Raw genomic sequence first — 16,130 nt, 5'->3', positions numbered from 1 at the left:
AAAATCGGGATTGACTCATCCAAGTGTTTTTGTCAGGAATAGGCTCACCCGACCATGGAGAGTGTTATGTCCCTCTATTCCCAACCGGATTTCACCCGCGCCGAAGCGGTTCCGCAACGCGGCCTGCCCGTGCATTCGGCCCGCGCGCTGACCAAGGGTGGCACGCAGGCGCAGATCGAACTGGACGGCAAGGTCTATGACCTGCGCATCACCCGCGCCGGCAAGCTGATCCTGACGAAGTGACGCGCTGACGGCTCTGGGGTCGGGCGTCAAAGCCCGACCCAGCGCTGCCCGATCCGCGCCACCAGCACGGCCAGCACGATGCGCGCCAGATGGTGCAGCGTGACATAGACCGCGCTCAGGTGCAGCGACAGCGCGACCAGCGACATCTCGGTCACGCCACCCGGCGCGAAGGCCAGAACCACCGCCGAGATCGGCTCGCCCACCGGGCCCGAGGTCAGCAGGGCCACGCCCAGCGCGACCCCCAGCATCAGCCCGACATGCGCCAGCGACAGGCGCAGCGCCAGCCCCGCCTCGCCGCGGGTGAAGCCCGAAAGCCTCACCGCCAGCGAGGTTCCCATCACCCATTGCGTGACCAGCACCATCCAGACCGGCGGCACCGCCGCGGTCAGGCCCAGCGCATGGGCGAGCCCGCTCAGCAGCAGGGGGCCGGACAGCACGGCGGCGGGAAAGTTGAGGCGGCTGGCGATGAACCAGCCCGAAACGGCGATGGCGGTCAGCACGGCCGCGTCCCACACGGTGAGCGGCGCGTGCCCGGCGCCCGCGGCAAGGCCCGAGGCCGAGCCGACGGCCTGTCCCTCGATCAGCGAAAAGGCGATGGGGATCAGCACGATGCACAGGATCAGCCGCAGCAATTGCAGCATGATGAGCATCGGCATGTCGGCCCCGGCCTTTTCCCCCATGTCGAGCGATTCGATGAAGCCCCCGGGCATGGCGGCGTAAAAGGCGGTCGGACGGCTGAGCCCGCCCAGGCGCCCGAACAGCAGATAGCCCAGGGCATGCACCGCCGGGATGAAGATCACCAGCGCCGCCATGGTCAGCCACCAATGCATCGCCTGGCTGGCGAAATCCGGCGGGAAGCTGGCGCCGATGGCGGTGCCGACGATGGGCACCAGCACGTAGCGCCATTTCTGCGGCACGGCCAGCGCATGGCCGCTGACCCGCAGCCCCAGCGCCGAGGCCAGCGTTACCGCAGTCATCGAGCCCAGCAGCATGGCCAGGGGCAGGCCCAGCCAGCTGGCCAGCAACCCGCCCGCGCCGCCCAGGCCAAAGGTCGCCAGGATGGTCAGCGGCGGGATGCCGTTGGTGAACCGGGTCAGGCCCGACATGCGCCCGCAGTCACATCCGGTGTCACATCTGCCCCCCGGCGATCTCGTAGACCTGACCGTTGAGGCTGGACGATTGCGGCCCGACCAGCAGCGCGGCCACCGCGGCGACCTCGTCGGCGGTAATCAGGCGCTTGTGGCGGTTGGTCTTGACCATCATGTTGCGCGCCTGGTCGGTGTCGATGCCGGCGCGGGCGGCGATGGATTGGGTGTTGCGGGCGATGATATCGGTGTCGGTATAGCCCGGGCAGAGCGCGTTGAAGGTCAGGTCCGAGCCGAGGTAATCCTCGGACAGGCCGCGCATCAGCCCGATCATCCCGTGTTTCGAGGCGGTATAGGCCGGCGCCCCCTTCAGCCCCTTGATCCCGGCGATGGAGGACACGAAAAGCGTGCGCCCCCAGCCTTCGGCCAGCATGCCGGGCAGGCATTCACGCACCGTCAGATAGGCGCCGTCGAGGTTGATCGCCATCATCTTGCGCCAGAAGGCGAGGTCCATCTTGGCCATCGACTTGCCCTCGGCGATGCCCGCATTGGCGACGCAGATGGTGACCGGCCCGCGCGCGGCGACGGCCTTGGCCGTGCCCTCGACCACGCTCGCCTCATCGGCCACGTCCATGGCCAGCGCGTGCAGGCCGGGCGTTGCGGCGGCGGCGTCAGACAGGACATCGGCGCGGCGGCCGGTGATGGTGACCTGTGCGCCGCGCCCCGCCAGCATCTGCGCGATGGCCAGGCCGATCCCCGTGCCCCCGCCGGTGACCAGCGCGTGACGTCCCTGAAGTTGCGTATCCATGAGCTTCCTCCCTCGGTTGCGCGGAGCCTAGACCGCTTGAAACGAAGAGGAAAGCGATGGCGGAACGGTGGCGGGAATTACGCTGGGGCAGAGCGGAGCGCCACCGGAGGGGCGCTCACTCCTCGCGTTGAGCCAGCAGGGTGTCGAGGCGGGTAAGGATGGCGGCGAGAGCGAGGAATATGAGACCGACAACCAGCAGATAGAAAGTGAAATCCAGATTGCGGGATCCTCCTGCGTATTGCCGCACCATCGCATCAGATCCGGCAACGCGGATGGCGATCCCTGTGCTGGCAACCAGAACTGCCAACCATCCAACCAAGTACAATAGCGCCTTTACCATCCCCCGCTCCCGCTCAGAGCCGCGCGTCCGAGGCCGGGTAGGTCCCCAGGATATGCAGCCGGGTGGTGAAATAGCTCAGCTCGTCCAGCGCCAGTTTCACGTTGGGGTCGTCCGGGTGCCCCTCGATATCGGCATAGAACTGGGTCGCGGTGAACGAGCCGTCGACCATGTAGCTTTCCAGCTTGGTCATGTTCACCCCATTGGTCGCGAACCCGCCCATCGCCTTGTAGAGCGCGGCGGGGATGTTGCGGACCTGAAACACGAAGGTGGTGACCATGCCATGGCTGCCGCGCCGGGTCAGGTCGGGTTCGGGCGACATGACCAGGAAGCGGGTAGTGTTGTGGTGGTTGTCCTCGATATCCGTGGCCAGCACGTCCAGCCCGTAGATCTGCGCCGCCATCTCGCTGGCCAGCACGCCCTCATGCGCAATGCGGGTGCGGGCCAGATCGGCGGCGGCACCGGCGCTGTCGGCGGCGGCCTCGGCGGTGATGCCCTTGGACTTGAGGAAGCTGCGCGCCTGCGGGATCAGCACCAGATGGGCGCGGACATGGCGGATGTCGTCCAGCCTGGCGCCCGGCAGGCCCATCAGCGCGATGCGCACCCGCACGAAAGCCTCGTCCACGATATGCAGCCCGCTTTCCGGCAGCAGGCGGTGGATGTCGGCGACGCGGCCATAGGTCGAATTCTCGACCGGGAGCATGGCCAGCTCGGCCCGGCCCTCGCGGACCGAGTCGATCACCTCCTCGAAGGTGTTGCAGGGCAGCGCCTCGAATCCGGGGCGCGAGGCCGCGCAGGCCTCGTGCGAATAGGCGCCGGGTTCACCCTGGAATGCGATACGCTTGCTCATCATGCCCTCCGCCCGCAAAAAGCAGGCTGCTCAGTCAATTCGTCGCGGTAACTAGCGCTTGAATTGGCCAAGGGGAAGCGGGTAGAAGGGCGCGACTTCTGCTCAGGCTCGGGATGCGACATGTTCGATACCATGGTTATCACCAAGACGGTGGCAGCGCTCTGCGCGGCACTCCTGTTCTTCCTTCTTGCGAATTGGGGCGCCTCGGCGATCTATCTGCCCGCCGCTCATGGCGACGACCATGCCCATGCGGTCTATCCGCTGCCCGTCGAGGGCGGTGAAGGCGCGGCGCCCGCCGCCCCGACCAACCCCGATGACGGCATCGACGTGATGGCGCTTTATGAGACCGCCGATTCCGCCGCCGGCGCCGCGCTGTGGCGCAACTGCCAGTCCTGCCACAAGCTGGACGGCACCAACGGCACCGGCCCGCATCTGGACGGCGTGGTCGACCGCGCCATCGACGCGGTGGACGGCTACAACTACTCGGGCGCGCTGCTGGCCATGGGCGAAACCTGGTCGGTCGAGAACCTGTTCCACTTCCTCCGCGACCCCCGCGCCATGGCGCCGGGCACCCGCATGAGCTTCCGCGGCATCTCCAGCCCCGAGGACCGGGTCAACCTGATCCGCTACCTCGCCGATCATCCGGGCTGATCCGCCGCACCAACCGATCGTCAAAGGGCCGCCGCTTTCGCGCGCGGCCCTTTTGCTGTCCGGGGGTCGGCGAAAATCGCTTGCCGGAACGGGATTGCCGGGCTTTCATCCATGGCACCCCCTGCGAGACATGCCATGACGCCCCGCGCCAAAGCCCTGCTCCTGTGCCTGATGCTGGTCCCGGCCCCCGCCCTGGCCGAGACGGCACGCGAGACGGGGCAATTGCCCTCGGCCGCCGACACGCTGAACCACGAGGCCCCGCCGCCCGCCTTCGACCCCGATGCGGGCGTCGATCTACTGGCGCTTTATGCCCAGGCCGATCCGGTGGCGGGCGAGGCCTATTTCACCCGCCGCTGCCAGGTCTGCCATTCGCTCGACCCCAACGACAACGGCGTCGGGCCAAGCCTGTTCGACGTGGTCGGCATGCCGGTGAATGGCGTGCAGGGCTATGATTACACCGGCGCCCTGGCCCGTCTTGGCCCGGTCTGGGACGTCGCGGCGCTGAGCCGTTTCCTCGCCCGCCCCAGCGAGGCGGCGCCCGGCACCAGCATGGCCTTCTTCGGCACGCAGGACCGCGCCGACCGCCTGAATGTCATCCGCTTCCTCGAAGAGCGCGCGCGCTGAGCATTCGCGGGCAGAAAACGCGCTGGCCTCACGCAAACGCCACTTGCAACAGGGGGCGGGGGCGGATTTAGGTGGAGAAAGCCCATCTGACCCCCAGAAGTCAGACGTCTACAGGAGAGCGCCGCATGACCCGACCCGTTTCCCCCCTGGCATCGAAATCCGCCCTGACGCTGACGCGGCGCGGCTTGATGGGCGGGGCGGCGGCACTGGGGGCGGGGTTGATGATGCCGCGACGGGGCCGGGCGCAGGACAATCTGATCCGCGCGCATGGCTATTCCTATTACGGCAACCTCAGCTATGCCGAGGATTTCGAGCATTTCAACTATGTGAACCCGGACGCGCCCAAGGGCGGCGAGATTTCCGAATACGCCTCGGGCACCTTCGATTCGATGAACCCTTTCTCGCGCCGGGGCCGGGCCGGGCGTTACAGCCATGCGATCTATGAGAGCCTGCTGCTGACCAGCGGCCCCTTCGGTGACGCGACCCCCGCCGATGTCTATGACGAGCTTTACGGGCTGCTGGCCCATACGATCGAATACCCGGAAACCAAGGATTGGGTGATCTTCCACATGCGCCCCGAGGCGCATTTCTCGGACGGGACGCCGCTGACCGCGCATGACGTGGTGTTCAGCAACGACCTGATCCTGGAGCAGGGCCTGCCCTCCTATGCCGAGGCGGTGCGCCAGCGGGTGCTGAGCGCCGTGGCGCTGGATGACCACACCGTCAAATTCGAATTCGCGCCGAATATCTCGCGCCGCTCGCTGATCGACCAGGTGGGCTATCAGTCGGTGTTCTCCAAACGCTGGTACGAGGAGACCGGCGCCCGCCTCGACGAGCCGCGGATGGAGATTTCGCCCGGCTCCGGCCCCTATGTGCTGGACAGTTTCGAGGTCAACCGCCGCATCACCTATCGCCGCGACCCGAATTACTGGGCGAAGGATCTGCCGATCAACGTCGGCCGCAACAATTTCGACCGCATCCGGGTCGAGTATTTCAGCGACGACGCCGCCGCGTTCGAGGCCTTCAAGACCGGCGAATACACCTTCCGCGCCGAGGGCAATTCGCGCCAATGGGCCATCGGCTACGATTTCCCGGCGGTCGAGCGCGGCTGGGTCAAGCGCGAGGAAATCCCCGACGGCACCCCGCCCACCGCGCTGGGCTTCGTCTTCAACCTCAACCGTCCCTTCCTGCAGGACCGGCGGGTGCGCGAGGCGCTGTCCCTGGCCTATAACTTCGAATGGACCAACCAGCAGCTGCAATACGGGCTGATGAGCCAGCGCTATTCCTATTCCCAGGGCTCGCCGCTGGAGGCCACGGGCGTGCCCGAAGGCGCGGAACTGGCGTTCCTGCAATCGTTGGGCGATCTGGTGCCGCCGGAATTGCTGACCGAGGAAGCGGTGACCGCACACAGTTCCTCGGCCGATCAGCTGATCGACCGGCGCAACATGCGCCGCGCCAACCGCCTGCTGGAAGAGGCGGGCTGGACCGTCGGCGACCAGGGCCTGCGCCGCAACGCCGAGGGGCAGCGGATGGTCATCCAGTTCCCCTATTCCACCGCCGGTTCCGCCACCGCCGAGGCGATCATCGAGAGCTTCCTCGACAATCTGCGCACCATGGGCATCGACGCGCAGGGCCAGCGCATCGACCCCGCGCAATATACCGAGCGCGAGCGGAACCACGATTACGACATGATCCTCGATTCCTATCCGGCCTTCCTCGACACCGGCACCGGATTGCTCCAGCGCTTCGGATCCGAGGCGGCGGATGACCTGTTCAACCCGGCGGCGCTGCGCAGCCCGCTGGTGGACGAGATCATCAACATCTCGCTGGTGACCGAGTCGCCCGAGGATCGCGATACCACGCTGCGTGCCCTGGACCGGGTGCTGCGCTGGGAACGGATCATGGTGCCGCTGTGGTACAGCGCCAACCAATGGTTCGCCTATTGGGACATGTACCGCCATCCCGAGGAGACGCCGCGCTATTCGGCAGGGGTGCTGGACTGGTGGTGGTACGATGCCGAGCGCGCGGCAGAGTTGCGCGCCGCGGGGGCGCTGAGGTAGGGCTTCCGGCATGGGTGCCTATATCCTCCGCCGCCTGCTCTTGGTGATCCCCACGCTCATTGGCGTGATGATCATCAATTTCACGCTGGTCCAGTTCGTCCCCGGCGGGCCGATCGAACAGGTCATCGCCAACATGCAGGGGCAGGGCGACGTCACCCGCGGCTTCACCGGCGCGGGCGATGACGCAAGCCGCGGCGGCGGTGGCGGCGAGGAACGCTATATCGGCGCCCGCGGCCTGCCGCCTGCCTTCATCGAGCAGCTCGAACGCGAATTCGGCTTCGACAAGCCGCCGCTTCAACGCTTCCTCGACATGATGTGGAATTATTTCCGCTTCGATTTCGGGACCAGCTATTTCACCTCGAAGACCGTGATCCAGCTGATTATCGAGCGAATGCCGGTGTCGATCTCATTGGGCCTCTGGTCCACCCTCATCGCCTATATGGTCTCGATCCCGCTGGGCATCCGCAAGGCGGTCAAGGACGGTACGCCCTTTGATACCTGGACCTCGGGCGCGATCATCGTGGGCTACGCGATCCCGGGCTTCCTGTTCGCGATCCTGCTGCTGGTGCTGTTCGCGGGCGGCTCCTATTTCCAGTGGTTCCCGCTGCGCGGCCTCCATTCCGAGGCCGAGGTCGTGGCGCAGATGAGCTGGCCGGAATACATCCTCGATTACGCGCATCACATGGTCCTGCCGACCATCGCGCTGACCATCTCCAGCTTCGCCACGCTGACCTTGCTGACCAAGAACTCGTTCCTCGACGAATTGCGCAAGCAATACGTGGTCACCGCCCGCGCCAAGGGGCTGGTGGAGCGCAAGGTCCTCTATGGCCATGTGTTCCGCAACGCCATGCTGATCGTCATCGCCGGCTTCCCGGCCGTGTTCATCGGCGCCTTCTTCGGCGGCTCGCTCATCATCGAGGCGGTATTCTCGCTCGACGGGCTGGGCAAGCTGTTCTACGAGGCGGCGCTGGCCCGGGATTATCCGGTGATCTTCGGCACGCTGTTCATCTTCACCCTGCTGGGGCTGATCGTCGGCATCATCTCGGACCTGATGTATGTCTGGATCGACCCCCGCATCGACTTCGAGACGCGGGAGAGCTGACGCATGGCCCTGTCGCCCCTGAATCAGCGGCGCTGGCGCAACTTCCGCGCCAACCGCCGGGCCTTCTGGTCGCTGTGGATCTTTCTGGTCCTCTATGGCGTGACGATGTTCGCGGAATTCCTGGCCAATGACGTGCCAATCGCCGTCAGCTATCGCGGCGATGTGCAATTCCCGATCTTCCAGTTCTACCCGGAAACCGCCTATGGCGGCGAGTTCCGCACCCAGGCCGATTACCGCACGGACGAGGTGCAATGCCTGATCCGCACCGGCGGCATCGAATGGTGTCTGGATGACCCCGAGGACGCGCTGGCCCAGGCCGAAGCCACCGGCAGTGTCGAGGGCGAGCCGGTGGTCGCGGGCTGGCTGCTCTGGCCGCCGATCCCCTATTCCTATGACACGATCAACAACCTCGGCGGCCCGGCACCCTCGGCCCCCGATGGCGATCATTGGCTGGGCACCGACGGCGGCGCCCGCGACGTGCTGGCGCGGGTGATCTATGGCTTCCGGCTGTCGGTCAGCTTCGCCTTCGTCGTGGTGGCGATTTCCTCGGTCGTGGGGATCTTCGCCGGGGCCGTGCAGGGCTTCTTCGGCGGCATCACCGATCTGGTGGCGCAACGGTTGATCGAGCTTTGGGGCTCCGTCCCCTCGCTCTATGTCATCATCATCATCGCCGCGATCACGCCGATGAACTTCTGGCTCTTGGTGTTCCTGATGGTGATGTTCAGCTGGACGGCGCTGGTGGGCGTCGTGCGGGCCGAATTCCTCAGGGCGCGGAACTTCGAATACGTCCGCGCCGCCCGCGCGCTGGGCGTCTCGAACGGGCGGATCATGTTCCGCCATGTGCTGCCCAACGCCATGGTGGCCACCGTCACCATGCTGCCCTTCATCATCACCGGCGCCATCGGCGCGCTGGCCACGCTCGACTTCCTCGGCTTCGGCCTGCCCGCCAGCGCCCCCTCGCTGGGCAACCTGACGCTGCAGGCGAAACAGAACCTGCAAGCCACCTGGCTGGGGTTCACCGCCTTCTTCACCTTCGCCATCATGCTCAGCCTGCTGGTCTTCATCTTCGAGGGCATTCGCGATGCCTTCGACCCGCGAAAGACCTTCCGATGACCCTGCTGCGCGTCCACGATCTGAGCGTCACCTTCCGGCAGGGCGGGCAGGAGACCCGCGCCGTCAAGGGCGTCAGCTTCGACATCGCCGAGGGCGAGACGGTGGCGCTGGTCGGCGAAAGCGGCTCGGGCAAGTCGGTGACGGCGCTGTCCACCGTGGGCCTCTTGGGCGATGCCGCGCATCTGGCGGGGTCGATCACCTTCGAAGGGGCCGAGATGGTCGGCGCCGATGCCGCCGAACTGCGCCGGGTGCGCGGCAACGACATCAGCTTCATCTTCCAGGAGCCGATGACCTCGCTCAACCCGCTGCACACGGTCGAGCGGCAGATCACCGAGGCGCTGGAACTGCATCAGGCGCTGCGCGGCGAACAGGCCCGCGCCCGGGCGCTGGAGCTTCTGGAAAAGGTCGGCATCCGCGACGCCGAGACCCGGCTCAGCGCCTATCCGCACCAGTTGTCGGGCGGGCAGCGCCAGCGGGTCATGATCGCCATGGCGCTGGCCAACGGCCCGAAACTGCTGGTCGCGGACGAGCCGACCACCGCGCTGGACGTGACGATTCAGGCGCAGATCCTCGAACTGCTGGCCGGGCTGAAACGCTCGGAACGCATGTCGATGCTGTTCATCACCCATGATCTGAACATCGTCCGCCGCGTGGCCGACCGGGTCTGCGTCATGCAGAACGGCGAGATCGTCGAACAGGGCCCGACCGAGCGCGTCTTCTCCGATCCCCGCCACCCCTATACCCGCAAGCTGCTGGCCGCCGAGCCGCAGGGCCGCCCCGATCCGGTGCCCGCCGAGGCGACCGAGATCCTGCGGACCGAGAATCTGCGCGTCTGGTTCCCGATCACCCGCGGTTTCCTGCGCCGCACCGTCGGGCACATCAAGGCGGTCAACGACGCCTCGCTCAGCCTGCGTGCCGGTGAGACGCTGGGCATCGTCGGCGAAAGCGGTTCGGGCAAGACCACGCTGGCGCTGGCCATTGCCCGGCTGACCCGCTCCGAGGGGCGGATCGTCTTTCTGGGCCGCGACATTTCGGCCGGTGCCCGTGACGGGACCGGCCGCGCCGCGCTCAGGGCGCTCCGGCGCGACATGCAGATCGTCTTTCAGGACCCCTATGGCAGCCTCAGCCCGCGCATGACGGTCGAGGAGATCATCGCCGAAGGGCTGGGCGTCCACGGCGTGCCGACCGGCGGCAGCGCCCGCCAGGCGGTCGCCGCGATCATGGAGGAGGTCGGCCTCGATCCGGCGATGATGCACCGCTACCCGCATGAATTCTCGGGCGGGCAGCGGCAGCGGATCGCCGTGGCCCGGGCCATGATCCTGCAACCGAAGCTGGTCATTCTGGACGAGCCGACCTCGGCCCTGGACATGACGGTGCAGGTGCAGATCGTCGAATTGCTGCGCGACCTGCAACGCAAGCACGGGCTGGCCTATCTGTTCATCAGCCACGATCTGCGCGTCGTGCGGGCCATGGCGCACCAGATCCTGGTGATGAAATCGGGCGATGTGCTGGAATACGGCCCCGCCGCGCAGATCTTCGACGCGCCCGAAAGCGAGTATACCAAGGCCCTGCTGGCGGCGGCTTTCGACCTGCGCACGATCGGCCGGTCCGAGGGATGAAGATCCTCTTCGTTCACCAGAATTTCCCGGGCCAGTTCCTGCATCTGGCCCCGGCTCTGGTGGAACGCGGCCATGACGTGACCGCGCTCACCGACGAGACCAACGCCCGCAAGACCGCCATCACCACCTTCCGCTACCGCAAGCCCGATCCCCGCCCCGATCCGAAGGTCGCCCAGCTTGGCACCACCTTCGCCGAGATGACCAACCGCGCCTATCGCGTGGCCCGCGCCGCCCGGATCCTGCGTGACCGGCACGGCTATCGCCCGGACGTGATCTTCGGCCATGGCGGCTGGGGCGAGACCCTGTTCCTGCGCGAGGTCTGGCCCGAGGCGCGGCTCATCGTCTATGCCGAACTCTATTACGCGCCGCGCGGGCTCGACGTGGGTTTCGATCCCGAATTCGCCACCGAATCCGAGGACAAGGCCTATGCCGTCGTCGCCCGGCAGGGGCATCAGGCGCTGATGATGGCGCAGGCTGATGCCGCGCTGGCGCCGACCGAGTTTCAGGCCGACACCTTCCCCGCCTGTTTCCGCGACAAGATCACCATCATCCATGACGGCGTCGACACCGCGCGGCTGGCCCCCGATCCGGCGGCCCGGGTGACCCTGCCCTCGGGCGTCGAATTCCGCGCGGGCGACGAACTCCTGACCTTCATCAACCGCAATCTCGAACCCTACCGCGGCTATCATTCCTTCATGCGCGCCCTGCCCGAGGTGCTGCGCGCCCGGCCCCGGGCGCAGGTCGTCATCATCGGCGGCGACGAAGTGAGCTATGGCGCCCGTCCGGGCGGCGGCCGCAGCTGGAAAGAGATCTTCCTCGACGAGGTGCGCGACCGGCTGGACCTGTCTCGCGTGCATTTCACCGGCAAGGTGCCTTACGCCACCTTCGTCGGTCTCATGCAATGCACCCGCGTGCATTGTTACCTGACGGTGCCCTTCGTGCTGTCCTGGTCGATGCTGGAGGCGATGAGTGCCGGCGCGCTGGTGGTCGGCTCGCGCACCGCCCCGGTCGAGGAGCTGATCGAGGACGGGGTGAACGGGCGGCTGGTGGATTTCTTCGACACCGGGGCGATGGCGGCGACGCTGACCGAATGCCTCGCCCGCCCGGCCGAGTTCGAGCCCCTGCGCCGCGCCGCCCGGGCGCATATCGTCGAGAATTACGACCTGACCCGCATCTGTCTGCCCCGCCTCGTCGCCTTCGTCGAGGGCACGCTGGGGACCTGAGCCTGGGCGTTTCCGGCCGCCGATCTGTCGGACCCGCGTGGCTCGGCCCTCTGTTTGCGGGGATCCGGGCCTGCGGACAAGGGGCCCCCGTATCGGCTCCTGCGGCGGCAGATCCGCGGCTCGCCGCCTGCCTTGAGGACCCGTTATGTCAGGCTGCGCAGGGCGTTGCAGTATCGCAGCATGAAACCGGTGGGTCGCGCCCGGGAGCGGCAGAGGTTGCAGCGCGCGCAAGCGGCGCGTGATCGGCAAGATCAGGCGGCAGCGTTGCGGGGCAGGATCGCCCGCCTGACCGGCCAATTCCGGCGGCTGGTCCGGTGTCGCCGACAGGCTTCGCACGACCGGCATCACCTTGGTCAAGACCCGAGGGGGAGCTGCCCGTTGCAATCCACCTCCGCGACGCTTTCCCTGCGCTTCGGCGGTGGCTGACCGGACGCCGAAGAGCGGCCGGTCTCTTCCCTCTGGCCCAGCCCGTGGTTATCGGCCGGACGAAATCCGGGGGCGGAGGGATGCCCCTCCGATCCGCGATCGCGGTTCCCCGACCACCCGGGCCCTGCGCCGCCACGCCGCCGGGGGAGCCACTCTCGGCCCGACCGGCGGCCGTCTCTCTGCCGCCGCCGATGTCTGATCCGGGACGTTGACGGGCGGGAAAGGCGCGCCCCATCGCGCGTGCCAATGCCGCGCAGAGCAAGCACGGGCGCGAAGGGTCGGCAGCCCCGACGCCGGGTCGCAGACCCAGGTCGAGCCCGGCATGAGGACATCAGGGGGCGCCTCAGTCCCGTGGTCGTCCGCGCGGTGTTTCCAGTCCGCGGGCCGGGGCGGTGGCGTTGGTCCGGTCGGGCGCCGCTGTGGCCCCGTTGCCCGCCGCCTCGCAATCTGGCGCGTCTCGGCCCGCCGGTCTCGATGTCTTGCCCCTGGGGGGGCCTGCATCACGCATGCCGCTGAGGCCGAGCAACTCCGCATCGGTGCGGTCCCCAGAGGCGCTGTCTTCAGGCAATCAGGCGTCTTCAACCCGCACTCAGAGGAAAGCGGCGCCGATCCCGTAGCGCCCGGGCGAGGCTCCTGTTTCCGTTCATCGTTGATGATGCGCATGCGGTCCTCCGGTTGCCGGCCCGCCTTCTGCCGCTGCGGGTGACCGGTGTCGGTCCTGCCCCGGTTTCGGCAGACGCCTGGGTCAGCCCGGCCCGGGACGACGGTCGATCCCACCGCCCCTGCCTCGCCCCAGCGCCGCGGGAGGACGGAGGTCGATCCACGCCCGACCGCGGCGCCGTGCCGATCCAAGGGGGCATGATCGCCTCCTCCCGGTCTGCCGGGTTCAGGGTGCCGGTCCGCGGGCCCCAGCCTCCGCCGATGACCCAAGCCGGCAAGGGGCGCAGGGCCCGGCCAAGCATGAGCGGCCTATCCCTGGCCCGACCCCGCATTCCTGGACGATGGCGCGGGGCCCGCCCTATCGGACGGCGATACCGATCCGCGTTGCCGGGGGGCGAGGTCACGGATGCTTCGTCCCGGATCCGCGCCTGCGCTCTTCTGACGGCGGGTGCCGGTCTGGTCGCAGGACATCCGCTATCCCCGAGACCCGGATTTGCCGCCGACCCGGCCCGGACATGCCGCCAGCGCGTCGCTCGACGGCGTCCGGTAGGCCGAGGGAATCGGCGCCAGTCACAGCAGTCAGCATCCCGTGGTCGAGAGCCAGTCGCCTGTGACAGCTGGGCGTCCGCTCTCTGGCCGACGGCTCGTCATGCCCGGCCGGTCATCGCGGAGGGCGAACCTCTCTCCGGTGCCTTGCCGCGCCTCCCGCGGCCTGGCAAGGGGGCGACGCCCGTCGGGCTGGAGCCCTTTCCCAAGGCCCCCCCGCGCCATCGAGCACGCTGCGCGAGGCAGGGCCGATGGCGGCGGGCGCGCGGCCGGGGGCCCGCCGCGCGCCCGCCAGCCGAGGGCAGGCACCCCGCATGATCGGCCGCCGAGATCAGCGATCCCGCGTTTGCCGCTGCGTTTCGGGGAGGCCGGGGGCCCCTCGCGTCCGGGAAGGGGCGCCGCCGATCGGCGGCGCGCTCGATCCACGTCCGCAGCAGCGAGGGGGCGTCCCGCCAGCGCGAGATCCTTCTGCACCGGCGCGCGATCGCGAATGTCGTTCCCGGCTTGGTTCAAGGGCTGGCGAGCGGACTGGCGGCTCCGTCCTGCGGACCCTTCCTGCGGTCTCGTCCTGCGACCTCCGGCAATTCTCCCATCGGCTTGACGCGGTGTCGGACCAATCGAGGCAATCCGTTGACACTCGGGGATCAGGCGCCGGACATCCCGTCAAAGCGGTCAGCGCACGACCAGATCCGCATGCAGCGCGCCCGCTGCATTGATCGTGTTCAGGATGTCGATCATGTCCCGCGGTCCCACCCCCAGAGCATTCAGTCCTGCCACCACCTGCGCCAGCGAGGTCCCGCCCGCAACCTCGGCCATGCCGACGCCGGGGCGCGGGGTGATCGAGGCGTTGGTGCGCGGCACGACCACCGTTTCGCCCGGGCTGAAGGGGTTGGGCTGGATCGCCTGCGGTGTCTCCTCGACCCGCAGCGTGAGCCCGCCCTGCGCCACGGCGACCCGGCTGATCCGGACATCCTCGCCCATGACAATGGTGCCCGAGCGCTGGTCGATCACCACCCGGGCCCGCGAGCCCGGATCGACGACCAGGTTCTCGACCTGACTGAGGGCATGGGCCGCCGAAGGGGCGCGGGTGGCGGCGATGTCCAGAAGCACGGTGCCCGAATCCTGCATTGCGGCCACCGCCCGGCCGAAATGGCTGTTGATCACCTGCTCGATCCGCACCGCCGTGGTGAAATCCGCCTGGCGGAGGGCCAAGCGGACCCTGGGCAGCGAGGCAAGGGTGAAATCGACCTCGCGCTCGACGCGGGCCCCGCCGGGGATCGACCCCGAGGTCGGCACCCCCTCGACCACCTGCGCGGCGGCGCCGCGCGCCGCCACCCCGCCGGCCAGAACCGCGCCCTGGGCCACGGCATAGATCTGCCCATCCGCCCCGTTCAGCGGCGTCATCACCAAGGTGCCGCCGAACAGGCTGCTGGCGTCGCCGATCGCCGAGACGGTGACATCGACCCGGGAGCCTGCGCGCGAAAACGGCGGCAGCGTCGCCGTCACCAGCACCGCGGCCACGTTGCGGGGCCGGAATTGCTCGCCGGTGATGTTGACCCCCAGCCGTTCGAGGATGTTGGTCATGATGTCCTCGGTGAAGGGCGCGTTGCGGATTCCGTCACCGGTCCCGTCCAGCCCCACGACAAGGCCGTAGCCGATCAGATCGTTGCCCCTGACGCCGTCGAACTCGACCAGATCCTTGAGGCGGATCTGTGCCGCGGCGGCGCTGGCCGTCAGCAGGATGAGCAGAAGGGCCGCGAGGGCGCGCAGCATCAGAGATACTCCGTCAGCGACAGCCGCTGCGTGCGGGCGGTCAGCGCATAAAGCGTCTCGAGCCGGGTCTGCACCACGTCGAGCTCGCTGGCCGCCTGATAGGGATCGACGCCGATCAGGCTGTGACGGGCCAGGGTGAGGGCGTCGCGCTCACCGCCGAGGCGGGTGAGGGTGGTGTCCAGCCGCGCCTGGGTTTCGCCCAGACTGGCCTGCGCCTCGGCGATGGCGGGGGCGGCACCGATCAGCGCCTCGGCCCCGGCCTGCGCCATCTGCTGGCGGTGCACGTCGGCGAGGCCCAGCGCGGTGCTGCCGGCGAGGGCCGAGATCACCAGCCCGGCCATCAATTTGCGCAGGGCGGGGTCCGCGGCGGTGGGCAGCGCCGGGGCATTGGCGGCGGTGTCGATGGCGGGGCCCTCGGCGGCGGGGCCGCCCTGGTAGAGCGTCGTCTCGAACAGGCCCCCCGGATCCATGAAGGCGGCGGTGACCGCGGTGACGATGTCATCCGGGTCGGTCAGGCCGGTAACCGAGGGCAGGATCGTGGCAAGGATCGCCTCGCCGTCGGGCAGCGGGGCCGTGTCGCTTGCATTTCCCGAAAGGACCGCCCGGCCGGCCACGCGCTGCGAGAGGGTGCTGGCCAGATCGCCGAGGGCGTTGCGGGCGGCGGTGGCCCCGGCGCGCAGGGTCGCCGGGGCGATGCCGTCGATCGAGACCGCGAGCATCCGGTTGCCGATGTCCGAGGCGATATCCCCCGCGCGGTTCAGGGCCGATTGCGCGATGTCGGCGGCGTTGGTGGCCAGCGTATTGGCCTGGGTGAAGGCCTCGATCCGGGAGAGGCGGCTTTCGACGGCGCTGAGCGGCCCCAGATCGCCCCTGAGCCGGCGCTGGGGATCCTTGGCGACGCCCGTGACCACCTCCTGATTGAGGCGGGACATTTCCTGCCGCAAGATCAGGGCATTGCGGTTCATGGTGAAGGGCAGGGCCAGGCTGCCGAGGGTGAGCCAGCTCATCGA

The 16,130-nt window shown here is 68.2% G+C and carries 14 protein-coding genes; 8 read left to right on the top strand and 6 right to left on the bottom strand.

Annotation, left to right across the window (positions count from 1 at the left end):
• The first annotated feature begins 66 nt into the window (after window positions 1–66).
• Complete coding sequence (hemP, locus tag DDE23_RS07460) at window positions 67–243, top strand: hemin uptake protein HemP (RefSeq protein WP_107751347.1); 177 nt, start codon at window positions 67–69, stop codon at window positions 241–243.
• A 26-nt stretch (window positions 244–269) separates the two neighbouring features.
• Here hemP and DDE23_RS07455 read toward each other — a convergent pair whose 3' ends face one another.
• From DDE23_RS07455 to DDE23_RS07440, 4 genes are all read right to left on the bottom strand, one after another.
• On the bottom strand, window positions 270–1,349 hold the full coding sequence (locus DDE23_RS07455) for an AbrB family transcriptional regulator (protein ID WP_107751346.1): 1,080 nt from the start codon (window positions 1,347–1,349) through the stop codon (window positions 270–272).
• A 22-nt stretch (window positions 1,350–1,371) separates the two neighbouring features.
• The gene (locus DDE23_RS07450) at window positions 1,372–2,136 is read right to left on the bottom strand and encodes an SDR family NAD(P)-dependent oxidoreductase (protein ID WP_107751345.1); all 765 of its coding nucleotides are present in this window, start codon (window positions 2,134–2,136) and stop codon (window positions 1,372–1,374) included.
• Between the two features lie 115 nt (window positions 2,137–2,251).
• A complete protein-coding gene (locus tag DDE23_RS07445; protein ID WP_107751344.1) occupies window positions 2,252–2,476 on the bottom strand; it encodes a hypothetical protein in 225 nt (74 codons plus the stop codon).
• Between the two features lie 13 nt (window positions 2,477–2,489).
• Window positions 2,490–3,323 carry a prephenate dehydratase gene (locus tag DDE23_RS07440; RefSeq protein ID WP_107751343.1) on the bottom strand — a complete coding sequence of 278 codons (834 nt, stop codon included), beginning with the start codon at window positions 3,321–3,323 and terminating at the stop codon, window positions 2,490–2,492.
• 120 nt (window positions 3,324–3,443) lie between these two features.
• Between DDE23_RS07440 and DDE23_RS07435 the strand changes: the two genes are divergently transcribed.
• From DDE23_RS07435 to DDE23_RS07405, 7 genes are all read left to right on the top strand, one after another.
• Window positions 3,444–3,974 (top strand): c-type cytochrome, encoded by a 531-nt coding sequence (locus DDE23_RS07435; protein ID WP_107751342.1) that lies wholly within the window; start codon window positions 3,444–3,446, stop codon window positions 3,972–3,974.
• A gap of 135 nt (window positions 3,975–4,109) precedes the next feature.
• Window positions 4,110–4,598: a c-type cytochrome gene (locus DDE23_RS07430; protein WP_107751341.1), complete on the top strand. Its 489-nt coding sequence runs from the start codon at window positions 4,110–4,112 to the stop codon at window positions 4,596–4,598.
• A 125-nt stretch (window positions 4,599–4,723) separates the two neighbouring features.
• The gene (locus DDE23_RS07425; RefSeq protein ID WP_107751340.1) at window positions 4,724–6,658 is read left to right on the top strand and encodes an extracellular solute-binding protein; all 1,935 of its coding nucleotides are present in this window, start codon (window positions 4,724–4,726) and stop codon (window positions 6,656–6,658) included.
• A gap of 10 nt (window positions 6,659–6,668) precedes the next feature.
• The gene (locus tag DDE23_RS07420) at window positions 6,669–7,760 is read left to right on the top strand and encodes a microcin C ABC transporter permease YejB (RefSeq protein ID WP_107751339.1); all 1,092 of its coding nucleotides are present in this window, start codon (window positions 6,669–6,671) and stop codon (window positions 7,758–7,760) included.
• A gap of 3 nt (window positions 7,761–7,763) precedes the next feature.
• Window positions 7,764–8,873: an ABC transporter permease gene (locus tag DDE23_RS07415; protein WP_107751338.1), complete on the top strand. Its 1,110-nt coding sequence runs from the start codon at window positions 7,764–7,766 to the stop codon at window positions 8,871–8,873.
• On the top strand, window positions 8,870–10,492 hold the full coding sequence (locus DDE23_RS07410) for an ABC transporter ATP-binding protein (RefSeq protein ID WP_107751337.1): 1,623 nt from the start codon (window positions 8,870–8,872) through the stop codon (window positions 10,490–10,492). The genes DDE23_RS07415 and DDE23_RS07410 overlap by 4 nt, the downstream gene beginning before the upstream one ends.
• Window positions 10,489–11,715, top strand: a complete 1,227-nt coding sequence (locus tag DDE23_RS07405) for a glycosyltransferase (RefSeq protein WP_107751336.1) — start codon at window positions 10,489–10,491, stop codon at window positions 11,713–11,715. The genes DDE23_RS07410 and DDE23_RS07405 overlap by 4 nt, the downstream gene beginning before the upstream one ends.
• A 2,304-nt stretch (window positions 11,716–14,019) precedes the next feature.
• Here DDE23_RS07405 and DDE23_RS07400 read toward each other — a convergent pair.
• Together DDE23_RS07400 and DDE23_RS07395 are read right to left on the bottom strand one after the other, a co-directional pair.
• Window positions 14,020–15,120: a flagellar basal body P-ring protein FlgI gene (locus tag DDE23_RS07400; protein ID WP_107751335.1), complete on the bottom strand. Its 1,101-nt coding sequence runs from the start codon at window positions 15,118–15,120 to the stop codon at window positions 14,020–14,022.
• On the bottom strand, window positions 15,120–16,127 hold the full coding sequence (locus DDE23_RS07395) for a flagellin (RefSeq protein WP_107751334.1): 1,008 nt from the start codon (window positions 16,125–16,127) through the stop codon (window positions 15,120–15,122). The genes DDE23_RS07400 and DDE23_RS07395 overlap by 1 nt, the downstream gene beginning before the upstream one ends.
• Window positions 16,128–16,130 lie beyond the last annotated feature (3 nt).

The organism is Pararhodobacter aggregans (assembly GCF_003075525.1).
Classification (GTDB): domain Bacteria; phylum Pseudomonadota; class Alphaproteobacteria; order Rhodobacterales; family Rhodobacteraceae; genus Pararhodobacter; species Pararhodobacter aggregans.
The sequence above is the reverse complement of the archived record's forward strand: the minus strand, read 5'-3'. Positions and strand labels throughout refer to the sequence as shown.

What these genes read in the sequence shown, in the direction of transcription:
- hemP (WP_107751347.1), top strand. Translation starts at nt 67, where the DNA reads ATGTCCCTCTATTCCCAACCGGATTTCACCCGCGCCGAAGCGGTTCCG.
- DDE23_RS07455 (WP_107751346.1), bottom strand. Translation starts at nt 1,349, where the DNA reads ATGTCGGGCCTGACCCGGTTCACCAACGGCATCCCGCCGCTGACCATC.
- DDE23_RS07450 (WP_107751345.1), bottom strand. Translation starts at nt 2,136, where the DNA reads ATGGATACGCAACTTCAGGGACGTCACGCGCTGGTCACCGGCGGGGGC.
- DDE23_RS07445 (WP_107751344.1), bottom strand. Translation starts at nt 2,476, where the DNA reads ATGGTAAAGGCGCTATTGTACTTGGTTGGATGGTTGGCAGTTCTGGTT.
- DDE23_RS07440 (WP_107751343.1), bottom strand. Translation starts at nt 3,323, where the DNA reads ATGAGCAAGCGTATCGCATTCCAGGGTGAACCCGGCGCCTATTCGCAC.
- DDE23_RS07435 (WP_107751342.1), top strand. Translation starts at nt 3,444, where the DNA reads ATGTTCGATACCATGGTTATCACCAAGACGGTGGCAGCGCTCTGCGCG.
- DDE23_RS07430 (WP_107751341.1), top strand. Translation starts at nt 4,110, where the DNA reads ATGACGCCCCGCGCCAAAGCCCTGCTCCTGTGCCTGATGCTGGTCCCG.
- DDE23_RS07425 (WP_107751340.1), top strand. Translation starts at nt 4,724, where the DNA reads ATGACCCGACCCGTTTCCCCCCTGGCATCGAAATCCGCCCTGACGCTG.
- DDE23_RS07420 (WP_107751339.1), top strand. Translation starts at nt 6,669, where the DNA reads ATGGGTGCCTATATCCTCCGCCGCCTGCTCTTGGTGATCCCCACGCTC.
- DDE23_RS07415 (WP_107751338.1), top strand. Translation starts at nt 7,764, where the DNA reads ATGGCCCTGTCGCCCCTGAATCAGCGGCGCTGGCGCAACTTCCGCGCC.
- DDE23_RS07410 (WP_107751337.1), top strand. Translation starts at nt 8,870, where the DNA reads ATGACCCTGCTGCGCGTCCACGATCTGAGCGTCACCTTCCGGCAGGGC.
- DDE23_RS07405 (WP_107751336.1), top strand. Translation starts at nt 10,489, where the DNA reads ATGAAGATCCTCTTCGTTCACCAGAATTTCCCGGGCCAGTTCCTGCAT.
- DDE23_RS07400 (WP_107751335.1), bottom strand. Translation starts at nt 15,120, where the DNA reads ATGCTGCGCGCCCTCGCGGCCCTTCTGCTCATCCTGCTGACGGCCAGC.
- DDE23_RS07395 (WP_107751334.1), bottom strand. Translation starts at nt 16,127, where the DNA reads ATGAGCTGGCTCACCCTCGGCAGCCTGGCCCTGCCCTTCACCATGAAC.